This is a genomic window from Amycolatopsis sp. NPDC051716 (assembly GCF_040681595.1).
Lineage (GTDB): Bacteria > Actinomycetota > Actinomycetes > Mycobacteriales > Pseudonocardiaceae > Amycolatopsis.
The window spans coordinates 1-19,225 of the sequence record NZ_JBFAZA010000047.1; the positions used below are offsets into that span (position 1 = coordinate 1).

Here is a 19,225-nt window from a genome sequence, read left to right on the forward strand (position 1 = left end):
GAAGGCCGCCTTGGGTGCGTTGAACGCAACCAAGGCCACATTGGGGCGCTCGGGGACCGGGCCGCTGTCACTGAACTTCGGACGCGCGACACTAGCCCGGCAACGCGCGCTCGTCGGCAGGTGGCCGACTCGGTGGGTACCTGGGGTGCGGGATGCCCGAGTTCGCGCGGGCCGCAGTCGTACGGCTGTCGGTCCTGGGCTGGTCGATCACAACGGATCGGGGTGGAGGAGTGCTGCGGCGAGCGGTGTCTGGCGGTAGAGCACTTCGCGGCCACGTCGTGTGGCGGTGACCAGGCCGGCGTCGCGAAGCACGGTGAGGTGCTCGGAGACCGTTGCCGGCGCGAGGCCGACTCGATGGGCCACGCTGACAGTGGTGCTCGGGACGAGGGTCTCGGCCAGCACGGATGCGCGGCCGGAGCCGAGGAGCCGCGCGATGGCGGGCGATCGCGTGGCCGGTTCCCACAGCCGTGCCGCGCCGAGCATCGGGTAGACCAGCGCGGGAGGGGTGACGGAGGTGTCGTCGGTGGGCCCGATCCCGAGGTTCGGCCACCCGAAGGCCGTGGGCACGAGAACGAGGCCGCGGCCGCGCAGATCCACCGTGCCGTGCCGGAAACCCGTGAGGTGCAGCTCTTCGTTCTGCCAGGTCGCCCGCCGGTGCAGGTCGGCGAACAGCCCCGCCAGGCCGCTGTCGGCCAGCTGCCGTGCCCGGGTGGTGATGTCGGCGTCGAGCAGGCCGCGGATCCGGTCCCACAGTGGCTCGACCAGTGCCTGCCAGGCCAGCCGTTGCTGGGTGACCAAGGTGTTCCTGGCGATGACGGGGTCGCCGGTGAGGACCCGGCGGAGATCGTCGCGCAGGGCGTGGCGATCGATGCGACGAGCGTGCTCGGCGAGTTCGGCGGCGACGACGGCGGGATCGGTGGCCCGGACCTGAGCGAGGTCGTCCTCGATTGTCGTGAGCGGGCTGGTCGGGCTCGGCCACGGGAAGTCCGGCCCGTGCCCGTTGCTCGGGGCGGCGGCGTCCAGCAGGCCCAGATCGAGCCGGGCGATGACGGGCCGGACCTCGCGCAGCCACGGCAGGTACCAGCCGTGGCGACCCGGGTTCTTGAGCACCAGAAAGGCCGACATCGTTTCCTGCAGCGGCGAGATGGCGAACCGGCACCGTGCGGCGTCCCCGCGTCCGAACCTCAGCACCAGCGTCATTGCGCCGGAACGCTACCCGAGGATTCGGCCGGCACCGAATCCCGGCGACGCCCGGCCCGGTTCCCGCACCCTCGTGCTCATGGCCGGACCATCGCCGAAGACTCGCCTCCTTTCCGGCAACCCCGCGTTCCGGTCGTTGTGCGCGTCGCGGGCGGTGTCGTTCGTCGGTGACGGGATCACCACGACCGCGCTCGTCCTGCTCGTCGCCCCGCGAGACGGCCCCACGGGGGTGGGTTTGCTGTTGCTGGCGAACGCGCTGCCCCGGCTCGGGGGACCGCTGGCCGGAGTCCTCGCCGACCGGGTCCGGACCCGCCGGTTGATGATGCGGTGCGAACTGGCCTCGGCGCTGGTGATCGGGCTGACCGCGATCACGCTGCCGCCCTTGCCGGTGCTGACCGGATTCGTGGCGGTCGCCGGGATCCTGGCGACCATCCGGAACCCGGCCGGTCGCAGCCTGGTTCCGGTCCTGGTCGACGCGGCCGACCGCGCACCGGCCAACGCCCTCTTCGGGCTGGGCCGAACCCTGACGCTGGCCGTCGGTCCGGGCTTGGGAGGCGTGCTGGGAGCAGCTCCCGGAGGTGCCCACACCGCGCTGGCCGTCGACGCGGCCACCTTTCTCGCGTCCGCCTTGCTGCTGAGGGGACTTCCGGCCATCGCGCCGGCCCGGGACCCCGGTGCGGGCACGGGGGTGTGGGCCGAAGCGGGGGAGGGGTTGCGGTATGTCGCGGCGAATCGGCAGCTCTCGGTGCTGGTTCTGAGTCTCTTCCTGCTCGTCGCGTTCGCCGCGGTGGACAACGTGGCCCTGGTCTTCCTCACCGGCGACGTGCTCCACGCCGGCCCGGCCGGGTACGGCGTGGCAGCAAGCGCGTTCGGCGCCGGGATGGTCCTGGCCTCGCTTGCCTGTACCCGGCTGGCCCGCGGGCGCAGGCCGATCGCCCTGCTCATCGTCGCCGTGGTGGCCACCGGCGGCGGCACGGTCGTCAGCGGAGTGGCCCCGGTGCTCGCGGTGGTCGTCGCGGCACAGCTGGTGGCGGGCGCCGGCAACGCCGCGGAGAACATCGGGTACGACACCGTCGTGCCGGATCTCGTGCCCCGCCCGTTCCTCGGCCGGGTGTTCGGCACCATCGGCACCGCCGCGCAGCTGGGAGCCGCGTTCGCCTACGCGCTGGGCAGTTTCCTCGTCGGCGTGGCCGGTGCCCGTGCCACCTTCGTCCTCGCCGGCGCCGGGACGTTCTTGGTCCTGCTTCTCCTGGTGCGGTCGTTGCCGCGTCCTGGCGCAGAGGGCGGCGAGGACGAAGGTCCCGGACCGGCGCGAGGGCGCCGCTGTGGCCGGCCCCGAACGCGGAGACGCCGATGACGCTGAGGGTGTCCCGTATCCGGCCGGCCGGGGTCTCGTCCTGACGGTTGCCGTCAGGGCCGAGGCCGCTGCTTGACCCGGGCCGCGAGCAGGTCGACCACTTCGGCGATGCGAGCCGCGCGGAGATCCGGGCGGCGGGTGGTGGCCTCGATCCAGCGAAGGTAGGCCTTGCGGTAGAACTGCGCCAGCGTGTCGAAGAATGCGGCCGCGGCCGGGTTGTCGGCCAGAGCCGCGGCGACGTCTTCGGCGAGGTCTTGGCGTTGCGGGCCTTCCGGGGCCAGCTCGACGGTCACCTCGGTGCCGATCGTGACGCCGGTGTCGCGCAGCCACATCGGTGTGACGGTCAGCAGCCATCCGCCGTCGGCCGGCGACAGTCTGCCGCGAACCTGCCTGCCGTCGATGGTGCCGCCGACGGGATGGTTGGCCTTGGCGCCCCACGTCTTGTCCGGGTCGAAGGGTACGGCGATGACAGCGTGGTCGCGTGGACCGGCGGTGACGGCGGCGCGGAACCGCTGCGAGCTCACGACCGCAATCGTGGCACGGTTGTCGTGGAAGGGCATCCCCGTGTTCGCCTGACAGCCGATCCCGGCCGGGATCGTTCGGTGAGCTGCGGGTCGTAGCAGATCAGCCCCAGCTCGGCAGCGAGTTGCGCGGCCCAGGCAGAGACCTCCTCGCTCTGGCGATACCCCATCGGGAAGTACGCCAACGGTCCGACGACCTCATTGATCAGCGGCGAAGTCGACTACGGGCTGTCTTCGTCAACGGCGTCGGGCCCGGTCCGTGAGCCGGGCCGGGTGCGTCTGCGTGTCAACGCCGGTCCGCGGGCGGACGGGAGACCGCGCTTGCCGGTGGCGCAAGTCCCCGTGGCAGCAGACCGAAGCGGCCGGGCAGGTCACGGCAGCGGATCGAGCCCGCGCGATGCGGCAGACTGGTCGCCGTGTGTTCCGTGGGCAGGTGATCGCCGAATACTTGCCGCACGGACCCGCTGGTCACGAGGCCGTGCTGCCTTCGCGCGCGGCTGGATCGGGCGGTGGCGGCTCGTGCGGCGTTTTCGTGATCCATTCCCACTGCGGGCGCGGGTGGCTGGGCATCGCGGCGTGCAACTGATCAGTGATCATTTGTTCCACTGTCGTGCGGCTGAGGCCGCTGTTGAGCCGTATCTGGAGCCGCGCGTAGAGTTCGCGCAGCTCGTTCATCTGCCGCCGAACCTGCTTGTTCTCCACGATCAGCTGGTGGTGCTCGACGAACTGCTCCTGCTGCGTTTCCAACGCCCGGCGTGCCTGCTCGGCCTCCGTGCGCTGCCGCTCGGCGTACTCCTGCATCGCACGGAAGTCGCGCACCACGACGCCGAGCAGGGTCTTCAAGTCGTCGCGTTCTTTGATGAGGCTGAGCATGTCGAGCTCGGCGCTGTCGGCCACCGCGGCGGAGCTGGGGCCGGCCGGCGATGTCCCCTCCGGCGGCGCCAGCAGAGTCTGCAGATTCTCCCGGATCGCCTCAGGGGTGGCGCTGTCGCCGCGGGCCCAGCCGGGCACGTAGAGCGGGCCTTCATAGCCCTCCGGGCGCGCTTGGCCGGTGACCTGACAGTGCAGGCCCGCGGCGATGGCACGAATCAGCGGCAGGTGGTCGTGCCGGACCCGCAACCGCAGGAATTCCTCGAGCCGCTCCCACGGCGGCGGACGCAAGGCATATTTGCCCAACCACTTGTTCGTCGAGTTCGGCAGCCTCTCCTTGGAGCGACCTCGAGCCCAGTGCCCGGGCTCCTTGTCCGCGGCCGCGGCCAGACGTTCGTGAAAGGTGGCCAGCGACCCGTGCTCGTCGACCAGGACGACGAGCAGAAACAGAATGAGCATGCGCTCAGGAATGGCGAGCGTGTCGTGGGTGAACGCGCTGGTCGAGCCGAGACAGCTCATCACCGTTCGCCCGCGCTTGCGCAGCTTCTTCCCTGCTTTCGGCAGGGGAAAATAGGCAACCTCGCCGGTTGTCATGGCACTTCCTCGCACTCTGGCCCTTGCTCCCCGGCCGCTCATCCCCTGACGGCGGCCCCTCGCCCCGACCGCGATGAGGGAGAATTCAATTTTCGATCTTCGTACTGCCGTGTTCCGTTGTGCGCATCCTGATTATCGATCTTTGCCGATTAATCCAAGGGCGTGCGCTCATATGTGTCGCCTCGGACCCGGACGTGTGAAGATCCGCTACCCGATGCTGTGATCCGAGGATTTGTCACTCTGTCGGGGTGACCTATCCCAGTGAGGGAGACAACATACCCTACGAGGTCGGTGACTGCGCGTAGCCCCTAAATAAGCGTAGATCACCGTTAGTTACTGCTCGGTAGGCGAACGCGGACCGCAGAAAGCCCGGCGGACCATGGGTCACGCCGGGCTGACATGCGTTAACGGTTGATGCCGGGCAGCCGGGGCTCCTCTTGCCAGAAGCCACCAGCGCCCGGCCCTCGATCCTCACCCGCGTCAGGTGTGTCGAGCTGTGCGTCCCTATTCCCGATACATGATCGACTGGAAGGGGATGCGCCTGAAAATGTAGACGCTGTGCAACCGTATGGCCATACTTTGTCCGGAGCTTCCGGACAAAACTTGGACAGCGCTCCCGTGACGATGCACGTGCACACCGCCGCCTCCCAGCGTGTTCGTCCTCTGGTGCCGCGTGGCAGGTGTGGAGGCATGTGATCCGCGCAACACCGGCCACTGGGCAGGTTTTCACCCGTTTCCTGCCGATCGCGCCGGACAAAACCGGACAATGCAAATAGGTGTGTGCCGACTTGTGCGGAACGCCGCTCTCGTGTTCGATCACAGCCAGATAACTGGGACTCCGCCGGACCGCGTCCGAGGTCGGAACCGTGCTTGCCCCACGGTGGCCTCAAAATTCGCGCCCGGCAAGTCCTCACCCGCGTTCATCACAGGTTGCCGAGCCCGAGATTGGATCCGAACACCCATGAAGGCCTTGCCGGTCTTGCCGTACCCGTCTCCGCGACCGCCCTGGTGCCGTTGCCGTTGCCGTCGCCGCACCGCGGAACAGCACCAGCTGGTCACCCTCGACAGCCGTACCCAGGACGCCGGTATTGCCGTCGCGCTGTCCCTGACGCCTCTCGCCGACACGGACCGCGGCGCCGTGCGGCGGGGCGCGGTGCCCAGGGGGGTCCGGTGACCCGTGCTCACGGCCCAGGCCCCGCACTCCGGGCCCTGCACCAGCACATGGCCGGTCTGGGCGTGCGCCAGCAGCTGTTCCAGGTGACCAGCGCGTTGCCTGACGTCCCGGTGCAGGTGCTGGACGCCGCCTGCGACCCCACCTCGCCGGTACTGCTGGCCTGGCCGATCTACCGCGGCATCACCGGCGCCTGCGGCGTCGGTGAGCACAGCGCCCGGGCACTGGCCCTCTACATCAAAGCGAAGGCAGAACAGGACTTGGCGGCATCCGAAGACCGGCACAGCGTGGCGGCACTGCCGGCCACAGCCGTGCCGCACCCGACACTGTCGCCCCCGCTCGCCGGTAGGCCGGGCCGCCCCGTGCCGCTCGCGGACCAGCCCACGATCCCGAAGCTGCGGCTGCCGGACTTCCCCCGCCCTACCGCCCCCTCGGCCCTGCAGCAGATCCAGACTCGCGCCGACTACTCCCACTACCTCAAGGACGTGATTCGTCAAGCCGGGCTCACCCTGCGCGGCGTTGAAGAACTGACAAGCGAGATCGACGAGGAAGCCGCGAGCCGGCGCAGCACCCTGTCCGACACCCTGCGCAACAACAAGATCCCCACCAACGAACGCGTCATGAAGACACTGCTCACCGCCATCTACAACCAACTCGAGTCCGGGAAGCCTGACGTCGTCGCCCGCCACGTCACCGAAGCCATGCAGATCTGGCGGCGAATCGTGCACGTTCCGCCCGGAGCACCGGTCCTCACCGCGGCAGTCGAGGGAGCCCTGCTCGACCGGGCGATCAACGCCCTCGCTCAGGCCGAACGCACGGCCCGAAGTCTCGATACACCCGACGCGCCCGGACTCGCCCACGCCCAACGGATCCTGCGCGAACTGCTCACCTGAAACCCCACCCTGCTTGTCACGCATCTGCTCAACGAAGGACCTCCCCGCCATGGTCGACAACCGCAGCGCCCTCGCCCAGCTGGAAGCCGGGCTGCGCGACGAGACGAGCAGCGTCACCGCGCTGCTGCAAACCTGCATCCTGCTCGGCGGACAGGTCGGCGCCGAAGCCCTGCGGGTCCGGGCTCGTCAGGAGCTCAAGGGCTACACCACCGCCGAAACGATCCCGGACTACCGCGAGGTCCACGGCATCATCTGCATAGACGCTGTGACCCTCGCCGGGCACGTCACCGGGCAGCAGATCTCGCCGGCAGCGCTTCCGGACTTCGCCGCGGGATTCATGACCGAACACCCGATCCTGACCAACCCCCTGGCCGAGCTCGAAGACTTCGCTCGTACCAGCGACTTCACCATCAAGCTTTCCCCTGCCGGCGCGCAAGAACTCGTACGCCTGTGGAACCACACTGCCGGCAACGGCCGGATCATCAGCCTGTACTGGCAGGTCAGCCGATCCGCTGTTGCCGCGATCATCACCGGCGTCCGCGCGGCGCTGGTGGAGATGGTCGGCGAACTCCTGGCCGTCGCCCCCGATGGTCAGCTGCCCGGCCGCCGGGGCGTCGACGCCGCTGCACACTTGCCGGCCGCCGGCGATCGCAACACCGTCACGGTCCTCAATGGACACAGCGTCGGCGACAACTCCGGCGTCACCCTCACGGCGGACGCCGGGCTGCCAGTGCGCGAGACCTTCTGGCAGCGCTGGCGCAAGCGTGGCCTCATCGTTTCGCCGGCCACGGTTGTCCCAGGTGCTCATGTCACGGGGCAGGCACGCGGTGCGTCGCCGGCCGCGCCGGAGCGGCAGATACCCACCGCGGACGCCGTACATCGGACTATCGTCGCTGTCGACATCGAGGAGTTCTCCTCCCCGTGGCGGACCAACGCCGATCGTCTCACCATCCGCTCCGGGCTGTACGAGGCCGTCCACCGTGCACTGCTGATCTCCGGTGTGGTCTGGGAGGAATGCGATCATTCCGATCTCGGCGACGGCGTCCTCGTGCTGGCTCCGTCCGCCTACCCGAAGGCGGTCTTCAGTGAGCAGGTCGTTCCCGCTCTCGCCGAGGCATTGGTCTGCTACAACAAGGAGCGTTTGCCGGCCGAGCGGATTCGGCTCCGGGTGGTGCTGCACGCCGGCGAAGTCAGCTACGACGCACACGGAGCGACAGGACAGGCTATCGTCCACGCCTTCCGGTTGCTCGACTCACCGGCGATCAAACAAGAACTCACGCAGTCGCCGGGCTGCCTGGCCTTGATAACGTCGGCATGGTTCTACGACGAGGTTGTTCGCCATAGTGCGCACAGCAGGCCCAGTCGATATGTGCGAGTCGTGATCCACGTCAAGGAAACGATCACCCATGCGTGGATTTACGCCCGGTACGGCGATGAGGGCCCTTCGGGCGATTTGCGGCGGCCCGGCTGAATATCGGCGCGGAGTGAATCGGGTCGGATGGGTGATGAGGGAGAAGGTGCCGTGCTCGACCAGGACTTCCTCATCCACGCTTCGAAGACGTAGTAGTCGATTCCGGGCGTGGGCCGACCCCGCTCGTCCACGAGTCAGCCGGCCGGGGTCCAGCCGAGGATGTCGGCGTAGGCCGCTTCCAGGCCCGCGTTGGTGCGGATGCTCGCCGGGATGCCGCCGGCGTCGGTGATCGCGTGGTTGTTCTTGATCACCACGGCTTTCTGGTTGTAGTCGGCGCTGCCGTTCTCCCAGTAGTTGTTCTCGATGTCGAGCGGGTCGTAGGTGCCCTTGTTCAACGTGTAGTCGGTGTGCTTCGAGCCCCAGGCGAGATCGGCGTTGTACAGGCCGTTGCCGGTGATCGTGATGTTCCCCGCGCCGTTGTCGGTGTAGACGGCTTTGCCCGCGCCCTTCTGGTCGTGGATGACGTTGCCGGTGATCTTCTCGCCGCCGGCCATGTTCGGTCCGGTGTTGCCGTTGGTGTAGATCCCGGCGCCGTCGGCGAGCAGCTGCATGTGGTCGAAGATCAGGTTGCCCGAAAGGGTGTTGTTGTTGCTGTAGTTGGGTTCCGCCTTGATCTTTACCTTGTCCGGCCAGCCGCCCCAGCCGATGGAGATCCCGCTGTAGGGGGTGTGGTCGATTTGGTTGTGCGAGACCGTGGTGTGTTCGGTGTAGCCGATGTCCATCCCGATGCCGCCCGCGTATTCCACCGACGTGGCGAACACGTGGTTGTCGAGCAGCCGGTTGCCGCTGGTGTGCTGCGCGGCCGCGGTGGGCAGGGCGATGTCGACGCCGCCGAGTTCCAGCCCGTTGCCGGAGATGTCGGTGAACACGCTGCCCTGCACCAGGGCGTTCTGCGAGCCGGTGCCGAGGTCGAGTCCCGCGGCGCCCAGGTGGACGAACGCGTCCCGCGTGAAGCTGATGTTCTTGTCGTAGGCGAAGGAGACGTTGCCCGGTTCCTTGGTCCAGTTGCCGTACGGGCATTTGCCGCCGTCGATGAATTGGCAGAGCCCCTGCTGGTCGAAGCCGTGTGCGCCGGTCAGCGTGTAGTTCGCCTGGATCTCGGAGAATCCTTCGGGCGTGCTCGGGAAGTTCCAGGTGGCGTAGGAGAATTGAAGACCGCTGAACGTGATGTCGTGCACTGGCGCCGACGCCGTGCCGACGCCGGACACCAGGGTTTCCAGCGCGGGCGCGGTCACCGTCTCCTTGGTGACGTCCTCACCGGGCTTCGGCACGTAGAAGACGGTGTGCGCGGTGTTGTCGAGGTACCACTCACCGGCGGAAAGCAGCTCGTAGGCGTTCTCCACCGCGGTGGGCAGCTCGGTGATGGCCTGGCGGCCGACCAGTTCGACCGTGCGCCCGGAGTCGTCGGTGCGCATCACGCGCTTCGTCGAGTTGTCCCAGCACGGCTGCGCCATCTTGATCGTCGTCGGCGAGATCGTGTTCACCGGGCACCGCGGCTGCGTCCACGCGCCGAGGCCGCCGGTGTAGACGAAGTCGATGTCCTTGGGGTTGCGCCAGTTGTCCATCGCGGCCGACGACGTCGTGTAGCCGCCGGTGATCCTGGTCAATGTCACCGGAAGGGTGCCGGTCGCACGCGGGACGCGGGCACCGTTGACGTAGAGCTGGCGCGTCCGCAGCGTCGCGGGGGCGGGCGCGGACCAGATGTTCTTGGTGCTGTCGGCCACTTTCCAGCCGGTGATCGGGACGCCGCCGCTGATGACCGGCCGGGCGCCGGGCGCGGCGGTCCAGAGCACGCGGTGGCCGTTGGCGCCGGAGTCGGCGGCGGTCAGCTGCAGCGGCGCGCTCATCGCGTAGGTGCCGCCGGCGAGGCTGACGGAGACGTCGCCCGTCATGCCCGGGATCAGCCCGCGCACGAGCTGCTGGGCGCGTTGCAGTGTCCGGACGGACTGCGCGTCGCTCGTGCCGTCGTGGGTGTCGTCGCCGTTCGGCGCGACGTGGACGACCTGCTGCGGCGCGGACGTCGCCGGGGTGACCAGTGCCCCGGTCGCCGTCAGCGCGAGGCCGCTCGCGAAAAGTGCCGCCTTGACTCGTGTACGCACCGATGACCGTCCTTCGTCGGAGGCTCTGGGCGTTCAGAGTTTGACCGGCGTGATGAGGAACTGTCAACAATTGATCGGATGACTCATTGGTAGAAATGGTATGAAGCGGGCATTAGTACCCTCTGATGTTCCGGTCATCGGACCTCTGCTTCTTGCTGTGCGCCCGCATCTGCGCGACCATCGGTCCCGTCCTGTCGGCAGGCCGCGTCGACGCGGAAGCCGCCGGTCGGCGTTTCCGGTCGCATCACAGGCGGCGGTCCGCGGCCGGAAGCCGGTCTACCATGGCGCGATGGCGACTGGGGAGCATGCGTTCGGCAGACCGGCTCGGCGTCCTCCGCCGCCTCCTCCGCCCTCGCCGTCGGCCGGGCCCGCTGCCGTCGAGCGCGACAGCGGATTGCCCGCCGGCCGTCCGGAGCCGGAGGCCGCCGCGCCGGGCCTGCGGCGGCTGCGGGCCGGCGGGCGGCGCTGGTCGTTCGCGCTGTTGGCCGCCGCGGCCCTGGTCGGCGGGTGCTTCGCGGTGCGGAACGAGCTGGACCGGACCGCAGATCTGTTGCTGCGCACGGGCGTGCACAGTGACGGCACCGTTCTCACTGTCTGGCACAAGTCGAGGGCCGGGACGTTCATCGAGGTCGGTTACGTGTTCGCCGGCGCCCGGAAGCGGGTCTGGATCGACAAGACGTCCCATCGGCAGTACGCGGTCGGCGACCACGTCCTGGTCGCGACCGACCCCGCCCGTCCGGCCCGGGTCCGCACCGCCGACGAACCCAACGAGGACCGGGCCACGGGCAGCGTCGGCATCTGGATGCTCATCGCCGGGGTCGTGCTGTTCCCGGTCGCGGTGTTCCGCCGGATCCGCTGGGCCCGGCGCCTGGCCGCCGCCCGCCGCACGGGCTGGTACCCGGCGGAGGTCACGATCGCCCCGCACCGGCGCCTGACCGCCGCCGACCACGGCCCGCCGGACCTGCGGATCAGCTACCACGACGGAACCACCATCAACGCCCGCGGCGCGCATGCGTATGGCGTCGCCGAGCTGGCTGACCGGCCGCGCCGGGAGGTTTGGGTAGCGGGGACGGGGGAGAATCTGGCGGTGCTGTTTCCGGCTGGGGTCAAGGGGAAGCGGCCGTACCTGGTCCCGGCCAAGGCCGTGACCGACCGCTGACAGCGGACCGATTCCCGAGAGCTCCTCCGTGGGGACTGCCCGATCACTGGTGTCGGCTTCTCCGTCACGCGCGCGAGCTGTGCACGGCGCCGGCAAGACCGCGAGCACGGTCAACGACGACCTGATCAAGGCCAACCGGATCTACGCGGCCGGTACCAGCGGACCGAAGCTGAAGGCTGTGGGGTTCCGGAAATCGGTTCACGCGCCAGGTGGGCTAGTGTCCGGCGCCGCGCGATGCCGGAGTGGCGCTGAACTGGCCTTGCCAGCTGGCCTGTGCGCCGGAGTCGCCGATGCGGTAGATGTCGTAGCCGGCCGCGCCCGCGGCCACGATCGCGAGCGCCGACAGCACGACGGTGACCGCCGTCGAGGCCGGGGCCAGGAACGTCCTGCGGCCCGTCTCGTCACCTTGGATCCGCGAACTTTCCCGCTGGCGCCACCAGACGAGAATCGCGAGCACGGCCACCGGGAGCGCGACCCAGAGCGCGGTGTCGCCGAGTTCGGTGTGGGTGCGCACCAGCGGGGTCGAGGCGACGCGGCGCTCGAGCCATTCGCCGGCGTCTGTCGTGATCGGGACCAAGACCACGACGAGGACGGACAGGATCGCGTTCGGCCCGGCGAGCTTGCGTCGTGCGGCGGGCCACACCGCGCTGAGCACGAGGAGCAGTGCGGCGAGGGGGAGGAGGACGACGATCGCGTGCACGAGCAGCACGTGGGCGGGAAGGCCGTTGAGGGTGGTCATGGTGTCCTTTGTGGATGATGGATGGGCCGGGGCGCCGGGTGCTCAAGGAGCGCGCGCGAGGGCGGCGACGCGGTAACCCGGTGCCCGTGCCGAGACCCACTCCGCGATGTCTTCGCCGCCGCGGGCGAAGGCGGCCGTGGCGAAGACGTCGGCCCACAGCAGGGTCGGGCCGATGACCGTCACGGCGAGCAACTCGCTCGGCCGGTGCGCAGGTCGAGGATCGCGAGGAAGGCGGCCTTGTCGGCCGGGTCTTCGACGGCGACTCGCCACGGCGGAGAACTGGTGACGCCGGCCCGGCCGGTGATGTCGCCGCCGACGTTGAGGTAGTGGTCGAACCCGGGCAGGCGGGCGAGGTGGGCGGCGGCGGTCTCGGCTGCCCAGCCCTTGACCAGACCGGACGGGTCGAAGCCACCAGGGAGCCAGGCGTCGAAGTAGCCGTCGGTACGATCCTTCGCTGCTTCGCACAGCGCCACGACTTCGGTGAGCCAGGGATGCCATTGCTCGCGCGGTAGCTCACCACGACGGATCGCACTGACCTGGCTGCCGGGCCGATAGGTGCTGAACAGCTCGTCGGCGGTCCGCAGGTGCCCGAACACCGTCGCCACGACCGGCCCGATCGCGGGGTCGGAGTCGAGGCGCCGGCCACGCAGGTGGAGGCTGGCCTGGGTGCCCATCACCGGCTGCGTCCAGGACCGCCGGTGCGCGGTCGTCACCGGTGGGCCTGGTCGATCGCCGACTGCAGGGACTGCTGGTAGCCCTCGGAGGTGTAGGTGGCACCGCTGACGGTGTCGATCCGTGCGGTCTGGGCCTGCAGCGTCTCCTGGTTCAGCTCCGGCACGGCCTCGGAGTTGATCCGGACGTCGCGGCCGCTTTCCTGCGGGTATTCGATCGCGTCCGCGGCGGTGATCCGGCCGCCCGCGATGGTGATGCGGACCTGGACCGGGCCGTAGCGGGTGTCGGCGGCGTCGCCGGTGAACGTCCCGTCGCCGGTGGTCGCCGCACCTGCCGCGGTGGTGGGCGGGCTCGCGGTACGGGACGGCTGGGTCCGGCCGGTGGCGACCGGGGAGGAGTCCGTGCTGGTGCGGTAGCTGAACAGCAGCACGACCACCGACACGGTCGCCGCGGCGGCGATGGCGATCCTGCGCATCGGGAGTCTCCTTTCCTACCAGGCGAACCGTTCGAAGTGGACGCGGTCGGCGGGGACGCCGGCGCGGCGGGCGCTGTCGAGCACGGCGTCGGTCCAGGCGTCCGGGCCGCAGACGTAGACATCGTGGCCGGCGATGTCGGGCACCAGGTGGCGCAGCACTTGCTCGTCGGGCACCGGGGCGTACCCGGCGGGCAGCCAGGATGCCCGGTGGTGGGGGCGTGGGCCGAGCAGGTAGTGGATCCGGATGCCGCGGCGGGCCGCGAGGTCTTCGAGCTCGTGCCGGAACAGCAGGTCCGCCGGGCGGGTAGCGCGGTGGAACAGCACGGCTTCCCCGGGCCGGTAGGGGAGTTCTTCCAGCAGCGCGCGCAACGGCGTGATCCCGATCCCGGACGCGAACAGCGCGATCTTCCATCCTTTTCGGACAGTCGCGGTCAGCCGGCCGTAGGGGCCTTCGAAGTACGCCCGTGTGCCCGGCCGCAGGGTGGCGAGGCGACGGCTGCCCGGGCCGAGGTCCTTCGCGGTGATCCGCAGCCGGCGCCCGTCCGGAGCGGCGGAGAGGGAGAACGGCTTGCCGCGCGTCCAGCCGGGTCCGGACGGGAACCGCCAGACGCAGAACTGGCCCGCGGCGGTGGGGAGCCGGTCGAGGTCACGGCCGCGCAGGGAGATCGAGACCACCCCGGGTGCCTCTGTCACGACCTCCTCGACGACCAGCCGGTGCCGGACGTTGAGCCACACCGGCCGCCCGACGCGGAACACGAGTACGGCGCCCGCCGCCGACGCGTAGGCGGTCCACCAGAAGGCGGTGGCGACCGGGGAGGCGGTGAAGTCGGCGCCGGTCCACAGCTGGTGCGGCAGGGCCAGGCCGGCGCCGAGGTAGGCGTAGAGGTGCAGCAGGTGCCAGGACTCGTAGCGCAGCCGCCGGCGGGCCGCACGCACCGACGTCGCGGCGACCATGGCGAGCGCGGCGGTCCCGGCCGTCGCCAGCAGCATGCCCGGGTACGTCGTGACCAGGTCCCACGCCTCACCGAGGACGCCGGCACGGTCGGTCGCCGCGTAGCCGAGCGTGATGAGCACGAGGTGGGCGGCCAGCAGGGTGATCGAGGTGAACCCGACGAGCCGGTGCCGGCGGGCCAGCTCGTCCTGGCCGTAACTGCGCTCCACCCACGGGATCCGCGCCATCAGCAGCACCTGCAGCAGCAGGAGGTCCGCCGACAGCAGCCCGGTCAGCCGCCCGGTGGAGGTGAAGAAGTCCGTGCCGAGGTCCTGCAGGCCGCGGCCGGACACCCAGAGCGCGACCACGAACAGGACACTCAGCCAGGCCGTCAGGCCCGCGGCGTCCCGCCACCACGCGCGCACCGCGGGCCGCGCCACGCGGCGGGCGGCGAGAGTGGTGGACATCGGGCTCCTCGGGTGATCACTACTCCGGTCCACCCTGCCCGGGCCCGGTTAGCCGTCGACGTGACCGGGGTGAGAGTTCGGTAAGAGAAGATCCGCTCCGACGGTGAACCCGACCACGGCACCCCCGCCCGGCCGCGGCTCGGCGAACACGCTGCCGCCGTGGGCCAGCGCGATCTCCCGCACGATGGCCAGCCCGAGGCCGGAGCCCGGCAGGCCGCGGGCGCCGTCCGCGCGGTGGAAGCGGTCGAACACCCGGGCCGCGTCGTCGTCGCCGATGCCGGGGCCGCGGTCGAGCACCGCCACGCGGCCGTCGCGCACGACGACCTCGATCGGGCCGTCGGGGGCGAACTTCACGGCGTTTTCCAGCAGGTTCGTCGCCGCCCGCTCCAGCGCCTTCGCCTGTCCGGTCAGCGCGGACGCGTCGGCCTCGACGTCGACGGCGCGCCCCGACCGCCGCCGGACGCGTTCGGCGGCGCGGCCGACGAGCTCGCCCAGCTCGACCGGCGCCGGTTCCTCGGCCTCGTAGCGGCGGGTGGCCAGTTCGACGAGCTCGTCGACCAGGTGGGTCAGCTCGCGGGTCTCCCCGTCGACGTCGTCCAGCAGGCGGGCCCGGGATTCGGGCGTGAGCTCGGCGAACCGGCGCAGGACGCTGGCGTTGGTGCGGAGGCTGGTCAGGGGCGTCCGCAGTTCGTGGGCGGCGTCCTGGACCAGGCGTTCCTGGTCGGCGCGGGCGTCGGCGAGCCGGCCGAGCATCCGGTCGAACGAGGTCGCGAGCCTGCCGACCTCGTCTCGGCCGCCTTTCGGTACGGCGACGTCGTCGAGGCGGCCGTCGCTGACCTGCTCGGTCACGTCGGTGAGCCGGACCAGCCGCCGGGTGATCTGCCGGGCCAGCAGCCAGCCGGCCAGGGCCGCGACGGCCAGCACGAGCGCGCTGACGCCGGTGATGCGCGCGGCCAGACCTTTGAGGACGTGCCAGGACTCGTCGACGTCGATGCCGAGCTGGACGGCGCCGCGGCCGGGCCCGAGGGCCACCGTGATGACCCGGTAGTCGTCAGGCCCGGCGGTGAAGTCCGTGTAGCGGTGGTCGCCGAGGGCGCCGGTGGCGGCGAGTGCCCGGTCGGCGCCGGCGACGGGGAGGCGCACCGGCCGCCCGCCGAGCGGCCGGGTGGTGCCGTCCGGGGCGATCGCCTGCGCGACCATGGGCTGGGCCTCGTCGTGGTCGTCGTCATCCGGGCCGCGGGTGACCGGGCTCGGCGCGAGCACCTGCGTCGCCCCGGCCGCGACTTCCGCCGAGGTGGTGAGCAACGACCGGTCGAGCTCGGCGTCGATCCGCTGGGACGCGGCCTGGTAGCTGAAGACGCCGACCAGGATCGCCGCCGCCGCGCCGACGCCGGCGAAGGCGATCGCGAGCTTGCTGCGGAGGTTCATGCCGGCCGCACGGAGTAGCCCACGCCGCGCACGGTGTGGATCAGTTCGGTGGCCCCGGCCTGCTCCAGCTTGCGGCGCAGGTAGCCGATGTAGACGGCGAGGTTCTTGGAGTCCGCGCCGAATTCGTAGCCCCAGATCCGCTGGTAGATCGTGGTGCGGTCGAGCACGATCCCGGCGTTGCGGACGAGCAGTTCCAGCAGGTCGAACTCGGTTTTCGACAGGGGGATCTCGGTGCCCTGCCACCACACCCGCCGGGCGGCCGGGTCGACCGCGAGCTCACCCAGGCGCAGCGTGCGCCGCGCTTCGGGCTCGGGTGACGTGCGGCGCAGCAGGGCCCGCAGCCGCGCGAGGAGTTCGTCGAGTTCGAAGGGCTTGGGCAGGTAGTCGTCGGCGCCGGCGTCCAGCCCGGCCACCCGGTCGGGGGTTTCGACGCGGGCGGTGAGCATGAGGATCGGGGTGGGGTCGCCTTCGGCGCGCAGGACGCGGCACACGCCGAGACCGTCGACGCCGGGCATCATCACGTCGAGGATCAGCACGTCGAAGGGGTCGCGGCGCGCGGTGGCGAGGGCACTGACGCCGTCCGGCACCTCGGTGACGTGGTAGCCCTCGAGGTCGAGGGCGCGGACGAGGGACTCGCGGATGGCGCGGTCGTCGTCGGCGAGCAGGACGCGGTGCGGCATGGCCGCCATGATGCCCGCGCGCGGGCTTCGCGTCCTGCCGGGTTCGGGATACCGGCGGGCCGCCGCCGACCAGGAATGGGTGCTAACGGGTCGGTGCCGGTCTCGCGGGGGTGTGGCTGTCGGGAACCAGGGTGTTGCACGCTTGAGCCGCCGGCGCGGGACCGTTGCCGGTGGTGTAGTCGGCGAATGCCCGAAGGTGTGCGTTGATTCGGGAGAGCGCCTCGGCGCCGTCGGCCGGACCGAGGGCGAGCACCGCTTCGGCTGGTGCAGCGAGGTAGTAGGTGCCGTAGTCGGTGAAGTTGAAGTGCCTGGTTCCGGTGATCCGGTCGCACCAGGCCGGTCCGGTGCCGGCCGTCAGCAGGGACAGGGCCGTGCGCTGGTCAGCCTGGTCGCCCGGCGTCGCCGGCCGGCAGGTTCCGGTGACGCAGGAGTCCTGGTTGCCGATGAGCAGCATGGGCTTGCCGAGTCCGGAGTGGACGACCGGGCCGAATTGGGTCCCGTCGAGGTCCGCGGCGCCTGCGCAGTGGGGGTCGCTCCGGCACGCTTCCAGGGCGGCGGCGCCGCCGAACGAGTGTCCGATGTAGACGACTCGGTCGAGGTCGGCGTGGCCGGCGAGCTTCGGCTGGGCCGCGACCTGCGTGGCGGCGAAACGCGCGTCGCCGGCCCAGACTTCGACAAGCCGGTCGCCGGCGGCTTGAGCCGCTCCCGCGTGGAAATCGTCGGTGTCGACCGCGGACGGGTTTCCCGCGTCGTTCGCCGCTATGGTCGCGCCGCCGAGGACGGTCAGGTTCGCGCTGTAGGTGGGGGTCACCCCGGCGACGACGTAGCCGTTCGAGGCGAGGTTTTCCGCGATCGTGGTGTACTGCGGCGCGGCGAAGCCCAGGCCGGGTTCGAGGACGACGACGGGGAACCGGCCGGCAGCCGGGGGAGCGTCGGCTACGGCGTGGACGCGAACCTCGTCGAAGTTCGTCTCGGTCCACGCCATCGCGCCGCCCAGGTGCAGCCCCGCCCACGCGCCGGGGGTGTACGGCGCGGGCGTCGCCCCGCGAGCGGGGGCGGCGGGGTACCACAGCCAGATCGACAACCGGCGCGGCGTGCCGGGCTGCGGGGCGAGCGGGTCGGCGCGGGCGTGGTCGGTCCCTTCGGTGATCGTGCGGCCGACGGGGTACGGACCGGTCGGAGCGGGGAGGGTGACCGGCTGCTCAGCCCGGATCGCGGCGTAGCCGACGTAGGTGCCGGTTCCCGCGACGACCACGAGGGCCGCGGTAAGCAGCATTCGTGCGATCCGGCGGCGAGGGAAGGCTGCGGGCATGGCCGAATAGTACACGTCGCGTACTACGTAATGCGTACTACGCGACGTGTACAGTGGCAGCGTCGACGGAGGGTGGGCATGCACAGCAAGGACGCGCAGATGCTGGTCCTCACCGCGCTCGCGGAAGGCCCGATGCACGGCTATGCGATCAATGCCGCGATCGAGTCGTTGACCGGCGCCCGGCTCGGCGCGGGCAGCCTGTACGGTGCGCTCGCGCGGCTGGAAGCCCGGAAGCTGATCGAGCCGGCCGGTGACCGGGGTGACGAGCCGGGGCGCCAGCGCACGGTCCGGATCACCGGCGCGGGCCGGGACGCCCTGCGGGCGGAGCTGGAACAGATGAGCCGGGTCGCCGAGGCCGGGCTGCGGTCGCTCGGGATCGCGCCGACGTGAACGTGCCCGCGGTCCTGGCCGGGCTGTACCCGCCGGCGATCCGCCGGCGCTGGGGCGCCGAGATCGCCGGAGAGGTGCGTTCGGCCGGCCCGCGCACGTGGTTCGACACGGCTTGGGGTGCGGTGAAGCTGTGGCTGCACCCCAGCGACTGGCCGGAGACGGCGCCGGGGCAGACCAGTCGTGTGCTGCTCACCGCGCTGGCCGCGATGTTCACGACGTCGGTGCTGCTCGTGCGCGCGTTCGGGCCGGTGCCGGAGAGCGGTCCGATCGGTGCGCTCTGGCTCGCCCCGATCGCGGCCGGTGCGCTGCTTTCGCTGCCGCAACCGGTGTTGAGCCGGGACGCCGTGCGCCGGATGTTCGGTGCGAGCCGGCCTGTCCTCCTGCGATCGGCCCTGGCCGTCGGTGCGCTCTTCGTGCTTGCTCACAGCGGATTCGCCGATCAGGCGTCCGGCGCCGTCCGTGTTTTGCTGGTTGCTTACTACTGGGCGACACTCGGTTTCGTGGGCCTTCAGCTGTGCGTGCTCGTCAACCGGCTGGGGTTTGTCGTCGCCGCGCCGGGTCTGCGCAGGTTGCGGCTCGTCTTGCTGTGTGGTGGAAGCGGACTGGCGCTGCTGGCGGCGCAGGCCGGCGTCGAGTCGCCGGCGCTGGCCTGCGGCCTTGCCGTTCCGGCGGCCGTAATGCTCGGTGTGGGCCGGGACCTGGGCCGGATCCCCGCGGACATGTGAGCGTGCCGGCCGGGATGGCGCCGCGCCCGTGACGAAAGGCAAGCGGACAGCCAACCGGCGGGGCAGTTCGC

18 protein-coding genes are annotated in these 19,225 nt (G+C 70.7%); 6 read left to right on the forward strand and 12 right to left on the reverse strand.

The features are described 5' to 3' along the window. Positions 1-207: 207 nt before the first annotated feature. Complete coding sequence (locus tag AB0M30_RS41675) at positions 208-1,200, reverse strand: DUF5937 family protein (protein ID WP_364596378.1); 993 nt, start codon at positions 1,198-1,200, stop codon at positions 208-210. 79 nt (positions 1,201-1,279) lie between these two features. On the opposite strand from AB0M30_RS41675, the gene AB0M30_RS41680 reads away from it, so the two are divergent. Next, on the forward strand, positions 1,280-2,557 hold the full coding sequence (locus tag AB0M30_RS41680; protein ID WP_364596380.1) for an MFS transporter: 1,278 nt from the start codon (positions 1,280-1,282) through the stop codon (positions 2,555-2,557). A gap of 53 nt (positions 2,558-2,610) precedes the next feature. On the opposite strand, the gene AB0M30_RS41685 is transcribed toward AB0M30_RS41680, so the two are convergent. Together AB0M30_RS41685 and AB0M30_RS41690 are read right to left on the reverse strand one after the other, a co-directional pair. Then, a complete protein-coding gene (locus AB0M30_RS41685) occupies positions 2,611-3,081 on the reverse strand; it encodes a YdeI/OmpD-associated family protein (RefSeq protein WP_364596382.1) in 471 nt (156 codons plus the stop codon). A 465-nt stretch (positions 3,082-3,546) separates the two neighbouring features. Next, positions 3,547-4,542, reverse strand: coding sequence for a hypothetical protein (locus tag AB0M30_RS41690; protein WP_364596385.1), 996 nt, complete (start codon positions 4,540-4,542; stop codon positions 3,547-3,549). Between the two features lie 1,236 nt (positions 4,543-5,778). On the opposite strand from AB0M30_RS41690, the gene AB0M30_RS41695 reads away from it, so the two are divergent. Together AB0M30_RS41695 and AB0M30_RS41700 are read left to right on the forward strand one after the other, a co-directional pair. After that, complete coding sequence (locus tag AB0M30_RS41695) at positions 5,779-6,606, forward strand: hypothetical protein (RefSeq protein WP_364596388.1); 828 nt, start codon at positions 5,779-5,781, stop codon at positions 6,604-6,606. A gap of 49 nt (positions 6,607-6,655) precedes the next feature. Continuing rightward, on the forward strand, positions 6,656-8,077 hold the full coding sequence (locus AB0M30_RS41700) for a hypothetical protein (RefSeq protein ID WP_364596391.1): 1,422 nt from the start codon (positions 6,656-6,658) through the stop codon (positions 8,075-8,077). Between the two features lie 134 nt (positions 8,078-8,211). On the opposite strand, the gene AB0M30_RS41705 is transcribed toward AB0M30_RS41700, so the two are convergent. Further along, positions 8,212-10,176 (reverse strand): right-handed parallel beta-helix repeat-containing protein, encoded by a 1,965-nt coding sequence (locus tag AB0M30_RS41705; protein ID WP_364596394.1) that lies wholly within the window; start codon positions 10,174-10,176, stop codon positions 8,212-8,214. 289 nt (positions 10,177-10,465) lie between these two features. Here AB0M30_RS41705 and AB0M30_RS41710 point away from each other — a divergent pair, with 289 nt between their 5' ends. Then, positions 10,466-11,335 (forward strand): hypothetical protein, encoded by an 870-nt coding sequence (locus AB0M30_RS41710; RefSeq protein WP_364596397.1) that lies wholly within the window; start codon positions 10,466-10,468, stop codon positions 11,333-11,335. Positions 11,336-11,549: 214 nt separating this feature from the next. Here the strand turns inward: AB0M30_RS41710 and AB0M30_RS41715 are convergent, their stop codons facing one another. The 8 genes from AB0M30_RS41715 to AB0M30_RS41750 all read right to left on the reverse strand — a co-directional run bounded on the left by AB0M30_RS41715 (position 11,550) and on the right by AB0M30_RS41750 (position 18,039). Then, positions 11,550-12,074, reverse strand: a complete 525-nt coding sequence (locus tag AB0M30_RS41715; protein WP_364596400.1) for a DUF2231 domain-containing protein — start codon at positions 12,072-12,074, stop codon at positions 11,550-11,552. A 42-nt stretch (positions 12,075-12,116) separates the two neighbouring features. After that, entirely contained in the window at positions 12,117-12,257 is a 141-nt protein-coding gene (locus AB0M30_RS41720) for a hypothetical protein (RefSeq protein WP_364596403.1), read from the reverse strand. Further along, positions 12,254-12,787 carry an FAD:protein FMN transferase gene (locus AB0M30_RS41725; RefSeq protein ID WP_364596405.1) on the reverse strand — a complete coding sequence of 178 codons (534 nt, stop codon included), beginning with the start codon at positions 12,785-12,787 and terminating at the stop codon, positions 12,254-12,256. Before AB0M30_RS41725 ends, AB0M30_RS41720 begins: the two co-directional genes overlap by 4 nt. After that, entirely contained in the window at positions 12,784-13,221 is a 438-nt protein-coding gene (locus AB0M30_RS41730; RefSeq protein ID WP_364596408.1) for an FMN-binding protein, read from the reverse strand. The genes AB0M30_RS41725 and AB0M30_RS41730 overlap by 4 nt, the downstream gene beginning before the upstream one ends. A 15-nt stretch (positions 13,222-13,236) precedes the next feature. Beyond that, positions 13,237-14,619 carry a ferredoxin reductase family protein gene (locus AB0M30_RS41735; RefSeq protein ID WP_364596410.1) on the reverse strand — a complete coding sequence of 461 codons (1,383 nt, stop codon included), beginning with the start codon at positions 14,617-14,619 and terminating at the stop codon, positions 13,237-13,239. Between the two features lie 48 nt (positions 14,620-14,667). Next, positions 14,668-16,047 carry an ATP-binding protein gene (locus AB0M30_RS41740; RefSeq protein WP_364596412.1) on the reverse strand — a complete coding sequence of 460 codons (1,380 nt, stop codon included), beginning with the start codon at positions 16,045-16,047 and terminating at the stop codon, positions 14,668-14,670. Continuing rightward, positions 16,044-16,736 carry a response regulator transcription factor gene (locus tag AB0M30_RS41745; protein WP_364596415.1) on the reverse strand — a complete coding sequence of 231 codons (693 nt, stop codon included), beginning with the start codon at positions 16,734-16,736 and terminating at the stop codon, positions 16,044-16,046. The genes AB0M30_RS41740 and AB0M30_RS41745 overlap by 4 nt, the downstream gene beginning before the upstream one ends. 73 nt (positions 16,737-16,809) lie before the next feature. Continuing rightward, positions 16,810-18,039 carry an alpha/beta hydrolase gene (locus AB0M30_RS41750; RefSeq protein ID WP_364596417.1) on the reverse strand — a complete coding sequence of 410 codons (1,230 nt, stop codon included), beginning with the start codon at positions 18,037-18,039 and terminating at the stop codon, positions 16,810-16,812. 78 nt (positions 18,040-18,117) lie between these two features. Here AB0M30_RS41750 and AB0M30_RS41755 point away from each other — a divergent pair, with 78 nt between their 5' ends. Together AB0M30_RS41755 and AB0M30_RS41760 are read left to right on the forward strand one after the other, a co-directional pair. Then, positions 18,118-18,429, forward strand: coding sequence for a helix-turn-helix transcriptional regulator (locus tag AB0M30_RS41755; RefSeq protein WP_364596420.1), 312 nt, complete (start codon positions 18,118-18,120; stop codon positions 18,427-18,429). Next, on the forward strand, positions 18,426-19,154 hold the full coding sequence (locus AB0M30_RS41760; protein ID WP_364596423.1) for a hypothetical protein: 729 nt from the start codon (positions 18,426-18,428) through the stop codon (positions 19,152-19,154). The genes AB0M30_RS41755 and AB0M30_RS41760 overlap by 4 nt, the downstream gene beginning before the upstream one ends. Positions 19,155-19,225 lie beyond the last annotated feature (71 nt).

Coding starts and splice junctions, on each gene's coding strand:
- AB0M30_RS41675 (WP_364596378.1), bottom strand. CDS start 1,200: ATGACGCTGGTGCTGAGGTTCGGACGCGGGGACGCCGCACGGTGCCGG.
- AB0M30_RS41680 (WP_364596380.1), top strand. CDS start 1,280: ATGGCCGGACCATCGCCGAAGACTCGCCTCCTTTCCGGCAACCCCGCG.
- AB0M30_RS41690 (WP_364596385.1), bottom strand. CDS start 4,542: ATGACAACCGGCGAGGTTGCCTATTTTCCCCTGCCGAAAGCAGGGAAG.
- AB0M30_RS41700 (WP_364596391.1), top strand. CDS start 6,656: ATGGTCGACAACCGCAGCGCCCTCGCCCAGCTGGAAGCCGGGCTGCGC.
- AB0M30_RS41710 (WP_364596397.1), top strand. CDS start 10,466: ATGGCGACTGGGGAGCATGCGTTCGGCAGACCGGCTCGGCGTCCTCCG.
- AB0M30_RS41715 (WP_364596400.1), bottom strand. CDS start 12,074: ATGACCACCCTCAACGGCCTTCCCGCCCACGTGCTGCTCGTGCACGCG.
- AB0M30_RS41730 (WP_364596408.1), bottom strand. CDS start 13,221: ATGCGCAGGATCGCCATCGCCGCCGCGGCGACCGTGTCGGTGGTCGTG.
- AB0M30_RS41735 (WP_364596410.1), bottom strand. CDS start 14,619: ATGTCCACCACTCTCGCCGCCCGCCGCGTGGCGCGGCCCGCGGTGCGC.
- AB0M30_RS41740 (WP_364596412.1), bottom strand. CDS start 16,047: ATGAACCTCCGCAGCAAGCTCGCGATCGCCTTCGCCGGCGTCGGCGCG.
- AB0M30_RS41745 (WP_364596415.1), bottom strand. CDS start 16,736: ATGGCGGCCATGCCGCACCGCGTCCTGCTCGCCGACGACGACCGCGCC.
- AB0M30_RS41750 (WP_364596417.1), bottom strand. CDS start 18,039: ATGCCCGCAGCCTTCCCTCGCCGCCGGATCGCACGAATGCTGCTTACC.
- AB0M30_RS41755 (WP_364596420.1), top strand. CDS start 18,118: ATGCACAGCAAGGACGCGCAGATGCTGGTCCTCACCGCGCTCGCGGAA.